This window comes from Pseudomonas edaphica, assembly GCF_005863185.1.
Classification (GTDB): domain Bacteria; phylum Pseudomonadota; class Gammaproteobacteria; order Pseudomonadales; family Pseudomonadaceae; genus Aquipseudomonas; species Aquipseudomonas edaphica.
The window spans coordinates 1-5,854 of record NZ_VBVZ01000394.1; the positions used below are offsets into that span (position 1 = coordinate 1).

Here is a 5,854-nt window from a genome sequence, read left to right on the forward strand (position 1 = left end):
CATCCCCTCGGTGTAACTGACACACCGAGGGGATGCTATCGCAGGCAAGCCAGCTCCCACATTTTTTACCGCGTACCTTCAGTTATTGACCCGAATAGATCTGGTCAAAAACCCCGCCATCATTGAAGTGGGTCTTCTGCACGGTACGCCAGTCACCAAAGGTCTTCTCCACCGACAGGAAGTCGACTTTCGGGAAGCGGTCGGTGTACTTGGCCAGCACTTTCGGGTCACGTGGGCGCAGGTAGTTGTTGGCGGCGATTTCCTGACCTTCCGGCGACCACAGGTACTTCAGGTAATCCTCGGCAGCCACACGGGTGCCTTTCTTGTCGACCACTTTGTCGACCACCGACACCGGCGGCTCGGCTTCGGCGGAGACGCTTGGGTAGATCACTTCGAACTGATCACGGCCGAATTCACGGGCGATCATTTCCGCTTCGTTCTCAAAGGTCACCAGCACATCGCCGATCTGGTTGGTCATGAAGGTGGTGGTAGCGGCACGGCCGCCAGTGTCCAGCACCGGTGCATGTTTGAACAATTCACCGACGAACTTCTTCGCCTTGTCTTCATCACCACCATTTTTCAGCACATAACCCCAGGCCGACAGGTAGGTGTAGCGGCCATTACCCGAGGTCTTCGGGTTGGGCACGATTACTTGCACGCCATCTTTGAGCAGATCGGGCCAGTCTTTCAGGGCTTTGGGGTTGCCCTTGCGCACGATAAACACGGTGGCGGAGGTGAACGGCGCGCTGTTGTTCGGCAGGCGGGTCACCCAGTTGTCCGGCACCAGTTTGCCGTTGTCCGCCAGGGCATTGATGTCGGTGGCCATGTTCATGGTGATCACATCGGCCGGCAGGCCGTCGATCACCGAGCGCGCTTGTTTGCTGGAACCGCCGAAGGACATCTGCAACGTCAGCTTGTCGTCCGGGTGCTCGGTTTCCCAGTGCTTCTGGAAGGCGGCGTTGTAGTCCTTGTAGAAGTCGCGCATCACGTCGTAGGAGACGTTAAGCAGTGTGACCGGTGCGGCTTGCACGGCACCGGCCAGGGCCAGGCCCGCGGCCAGAAGAGAGGCGCTGAGGATTTTTTTCACTGCTCATTCCTTGTTGTTCGAGAGAAGAGTGGGGGCAATTTGCCAGCGACTATAGCCGGACCTGCATAGGCGTTTAAAGATTAAAACGTACTGTGCTTATTCCACTTTATGAAACAGGTTGCTGCCGCAGCGCGAGCAAAACGCTGCGTTGGGTTCGTGGCTGTTTTTCTTGCACACCGGGCAATCGTGTTCCAGCTGTTCCCCGCGCATGGCGCTGGCCAGTTCAGCGGTAAAAATCCCGGTGGGCACGGCGATGATCGAGTAACCGGTGATCATCACCAGCGATGAGATCACCTGGCCCAGCGGCGTCTTCGGCACGATATCGCCAAAGCCTACGGTGGTGAGGGTCACGATCGCCCAGTAAATGCCCTTGGGAATGCTGGTAAACCCGTGCTCCGGGCCTTCAATCACATACATCAGGGTGCCGAATACCGTCACCAGGGTGCACACGCTGACCAGGAACACCACGATCTTCTGTTTGCTGCCGCGCAGCGCCGCCATCAAGTAGTTGGCTTGCTTGAGGTAGGGGCTGAGCTTGAGCACGCGGAAAATCCGCAGCATCCGAATGATGCGGATAATCAGCAGGTATTGGGCGTCGCTGTAATACAGCGCGAGGATGCCGGGCACGATGGCCAGCAAGTCCACCAAGCCATAAAAGCTGAAGGCGTAGCGCAAGGGTTTGGGCGAGCAGTACAGCCGCAAGCCGTACTCGATGGCGAAGATCAGCGTGAAGCCCCATTCGATATAGGCCAGCACATCGGCGTAGTTCTGGTGGATTTCGTCGATGCTGTCGAGCATCACGATCACAATGCTGGCAAGAATGATCAGTAGCAGGATGCCGTCAAAGCGCCGCCCGGCTGCGGTGTCGCTCTGGAATACCATGACATAGAGGCGCTGGCGCCAGTCGCTGTTGCTGTTCATAAAACCCGCCTGAATCGAATATCGAGCAAGCCTAGGGGGATTCGAACGGGCTGTCCACGCGGGCTTTGAACATCCGCTGCGTGGCGCGCACCAGCCAGCAGGCGAGGATAAACGGCGCAGTCAACGCGGGCAGGTGCAGGGTGGCAAAACCGGGTGTGAGGATAATCGCCAGCAGGATGCCCAGCAGTGGCAGCCACGGCTGGCGTCGTGACTGACTCAAGGCCAGTGCCGCCAGCGCCGGGTTGTAGCTGTGCAGGCCGAGGAGGGCGCTGGCGGGCTCGTCGAGCAGTAGAGCGACCAGCACGCCAGCAGTAGCGCCGATCAAGGCCCACAGGGCGGCGCGACGGTTGGCCAACAACAAGCCGACGGCAATCAAGACTCCCGCCAGTGGTTGGTCCAGCAGCATGACTTGCGCAAGGCCAATAAAGGGCGCGCTGACAATCGCAAAGAAGTTGGGCTCGACCAAGGCAAACGTAGGCTGAGGCGCGCTGCCGATCAACAGCCAACCCAGGCCGACAAAGGGCGCGGTGTACGCGGACAAGTCATCCGGGTGATGGGTATGTTTCAACCATAGCCGCGAGAGCATCGCACTCAGGCCGCCGCACGCCAGGATCAACGGCGGCAACAACGCAGACCAGGCGAAGTGCTGGCTGATCAACATACCCAGCAGCACGCCGTTGTAGCTATACAGGCCGGCCTGGCGCTCTGCCTTGGGATAACCCCGGCGCTGGGCCGTGAGCAAACCGGCGAGGCCGCCCAGCAACGCCCCGCCGAGCAAGGCCGGGGCGCCGATCAGGATGGCCAACAGGCACAGCAGGCCGCACAACGGCTGGCGCTGCAGGAATATCTGGCTGAAGCCGTTGAGCAGGGCTTCGGCCCAGTCGGGGCAGGTTGGGTTGTGCATGGTGGTTAGTCAGTGAGACCGAGTTGCCCTTATCGCAGGCAAGCCAGCTCCCACAGTTGGCTGTTTTCACACATAAAGAGGTGTGAACCCAATCAACTGTGGGAGCCGGGCTTGCCCGCGATGAGGCCCTTACAGACGCTAAATCAACGTCTCGATACGCAACGAATTGGTCGACCCCGGCTGCCCGAACGGCACTCCCGCCGTAATCACCAAGGTGTCCCCGCGCTGCGCCATGCCCTGCGCCTGGGCAATTTCCAGCGCCGTCGAGCACACCTCGTCCACCTGGCGCAGCCGGTCATTGACCACCGAATGCACGCCCCAGGCCACACTCAAACGCCGCGCCGTGGACAGGTTCGGCGTGAGGTTGAGGATCGGCGCCACTGGCCGTTCCCGGGCCGCGCGCAGGCTGGAGCTACCGGACTCGCTGTAGTTCACCAGCACCGCCACCGGCAAAATGCTGCTGATGCGCCGGATCGCGCAGCTGATGGCGTCCGACACCGTGGCATCCGCCTTGGGCCGGCTCACATCCAGTTGCGCCTGGTAATCCGGGCCGTTTTCCACTTGGCGGATGATCTTGCTCATCATCTGTACGGCTTCGAGCGGGTATTCGCCCGAGGCGGTTTCAGCCGAGAGCATCACCGCGTCCGCGCCTTCGGCCACGGCGTTGGCCACGTCGGTCACTTCGGCGCGGGTCGGTGCCGGTGAGAAGCGCATGGATTCGAGCATCTGCGTGGCCACCACCACCGGTTTACCCAATTGGCGGCAAGTGCTGATGATGTCTTTCTGGATCTGCGGCACGCTCTCGGCGGGCACCTCCACGCCCAGGTCGCCTCTGGCCACCATGATCGCGTCGCTCAGTTCGGCAATTTCCCGCAAGCGCAGCACGGCTGAGGGTTTTTCGATCTTGGCCATCAGGAAGGCCTTGTCGCCGATCAGTTCGCGGGCTTCGCGGATATCTTCCGGACGTTGCACAAACGACAGCGCCACCCAATCCACGCCCAGCTCCAGGCCGAAGCTCAGGTCGCGGCGGTCCTTGGCGGTCAGCGGGCTGAGTTCCAGCAGCGCTTGCGGCACATTCACGCCTTTACGGTCGGACAGCTCGCCGCCATTGAGCACGGTGGTGTCGATGGCGTCGGCATGTTTGGTGATCACGCGCAGGCGCAATTTGCCGTCGTCCAGCAGCAGGTCCATGCCCGGCTCCAGCGCCGCGATAATCTCGGGATGGGGCAGGTTGACCCGGCGCTGATCGCCCGGGGTCGGGTCCAGGTCCAGGCGCAGCGCCTGGCCGCGCACCAGTTGCACTTTGCCCTCGGCAAAGCGCCCGACCCGCAGTTTCGGCCCTTGCAGGTCCATGAGGATGCCCAGCGGGTAGTTGAGCTGGCGCTCCACCTGGCGAATCCACTGGTAGCGCTGGGCGTGGTCGGCATGCTCGCCGTGGCTGAAGTTCAGCCGGAAGATATTCACCCCGGCTTCCACCAGCTCGCGGATGTCATCGATGCCGTCAGTGGCCGGGCCGAGGGTGGCGAGGATTTTGACTTTCTTGTCAGGCGTCATGTTTGGCAGTCTCAAGAATCAGGATGGCGCGCAAGTCATTGACATTGGTGCGGGTCGGCTCGGTGACGATCAAACCGTCGAGTGCGGCGAAGTAGCCATAGCCATTGTTGTTGTCCAGCTCGTCGCTGGCGCTAAGGCCCAGGGCTTCGGCGCGGCGGTAGCTGCACGGGGTCATGATTGCGCCGGCGTTGTCTTCGGAGCCGTCGATGCCGTCGGTGTCACCGGCCAGTGCGTAGACGCCGGGCAAACCTTTGAGGCTGTCGGTCAGGCTCAGCAGGAATTCGGCATTGCGCCCGCCACGGCCATTGCCGCGCACGGTGACGGTGGTTTCACCGCCCGAGAGAATCACGCACGGCGCGGCCAAGGGTTGGCCATGCTGCACGATTTGCCGGGCGATACCGGCGTGTACCTTGGCCACGTCGCGTGCTTCACCTTCGAGGTCACCGAGGATCAACGGGCTGAACCCGGCCTGGCGAACTTTCACCGCTACCGCTTCCAGCGATTGCTGCGGGCGGGCGATCAATTGGAAGTGGCTGCGCGCGAGTACCGGGTCGCCGGGTTTGACGGTTTCCGAGGCTGGGTTCTGCAACCAGTTGCGCACCGAAGCCGACGCCTCAATGCCGTAGCGCTTGAGAATCGCCAGGGCCTGCTGCGAGGTGCTCGGGTCGCCGACGGTGGGGCCGGAGGCGATCACCGTGGCCTGGTCGCCCGGCACATCCGAGATGGCGTAGGTGTACACCGTCGCCGGCCATGCGGCCTTGGCCAACCGGCCGCCCTTGATGGCCGAGAGGTGCTTGCGCACGCAATTCATCTCGCCAATGGTCGCGCCGGATTTGAGCAAGGCTTTGTTAATGGTTTGTTTGTCGGCCAGGGTGATGCCTTCGGCGGGCAGGGCCAGCAAGGCCGAACCACCGCCGGAGAGCAGGAAGATCACGCGGTCGTCTTCGGTGAGGTTGCTGATCAGTTCCAGCACACGCTTGGCGACGGCCAGGCCGGCCGCATCGGGCACCGGGTGTGCGGCCTCGACCACTTCGATTTTCTTGCACGGTGCGCCGTGGCCGTAACGGGTGACCACCAGGCCCGAGACTTCGCCCTGCCAGCAGTTCTCGACCACCAGCGCCATGGCGGCCGCGGCTTTGCCGGCGCCGATCACGATTACACGGCCGCTGCGGTCGGCGGGCAGATAAGGTTCAAGGACTTGTCGGGGGTGGGCGGCGTCGATGGCTGTGGCAAACAGCTCGCGAAGCAGGTGTTGCGGATCGACCGACATAAGCGGGCTCCCGGGGGATTCTTGTTATTAGAATTAAGACTTGAAACGGGATCAAAATGTGGGAGCTGGCTTGCCTGCGATAGCGGTGTACCAGGCAATGAATGTCTAACTGAAAGAC

General features: G+C 61.9%; 5 protein-coding genes. All 5 read right to left on the reverse strand.

The genetic code is table 11. The features are described 5' to 3' along the window. Positions 1-82: 82 nt before the first annotated feature. The gene (locus FEM54_RS22330) at positions 83-1,087 is read right to left on the reverse strand and encodes a sulfate ABC transporter substrate-binding protein (RefSeq protein ID WP_138453071.1); all 1,005 of its coding nucleotides are present in this window, start codon (positions 1,085-1,087) and stop codon (positions 83-85) included. A 96-nt stretch (positions 1,088-1,183) separates the two neighbouring features. Then, on the reverse strand, positions 1,184-2,008 hold the full coding sequence (locus tag FEM54_RS22335) for an ion transporter (protein ID WP_017136235.1): 825 nt from the start codon (positions 2,006-2,008) through the stop codon (positions 1,184-1,186). Positions 2,009-2,039: 31 nt separating this feature from the next. Further along, positions 2,040-2,912: an urea transporter gene (locus tag FEM54_RS22340; protein ID WP_138453073.1), complete on the reverse strand. Its 873-nt coding sequence runs from the start codon at positions 2,910-2,912 to the stop codon at positions 2,040-2,042. 138 nt (positions 2,913-3,050) lie between these two features. Then, positions 3,051-4,466 (reverse strand): pyruvate kinase, encoded by a 1,416-nt coding sequence (gene pyk, locus FEM54_RS22345; protein ID WP_138453075.1) that lies wholly within the window; start codon positions 4,464-4,466, stop codon positions 3,051-3,053. Next, positions 4,456-5,736, reverse strand: coding sequence for a glycerate kinase type-2 family protein (locus FEM54_RS22350; protein ID WP_138453077.1), 1,281 nt, complete (start codon positions 5,734-5,736; stop codon positions 4,456-4,458). Before FEM54_RS22350 ends, pyk begins: the two co-directional genes overlap by 11 nt. Between the last annotated feature and the right edge of the window lie 118 nt (positions 5,737-5,854).

Coding starts and splice junctions, on each gene's coding strand:
- pyk (WP_138453075.1), bottom strand. CDS start 4,466: ATGACGCCTGACAAGAAAGTCAAAATCCTCGCCACCCTCGGCCCGGCC.
- FEM54_RS22335 (WP_017136235.1), bottom strand. CDS start 2,008: ATGAACAGCAACAGCGACTGGCGCCAGCGCCTCTATGTCATGGTATTC.
- FEM54_RS22350 (WP_138453077.1), bottom strand. CDS start 5,736: ATGTCGGTCGATCCGCAACACCTGCTTCGCGAGCTGTTTGCCACAGCC.
- FEM54_RS22340 (WP_138453073.1), bottom strand. CDS start 2,912: ATGCACAACCCAACCTGCCCCGACTGGGCCGAAGCCCTGCTCAACGGC.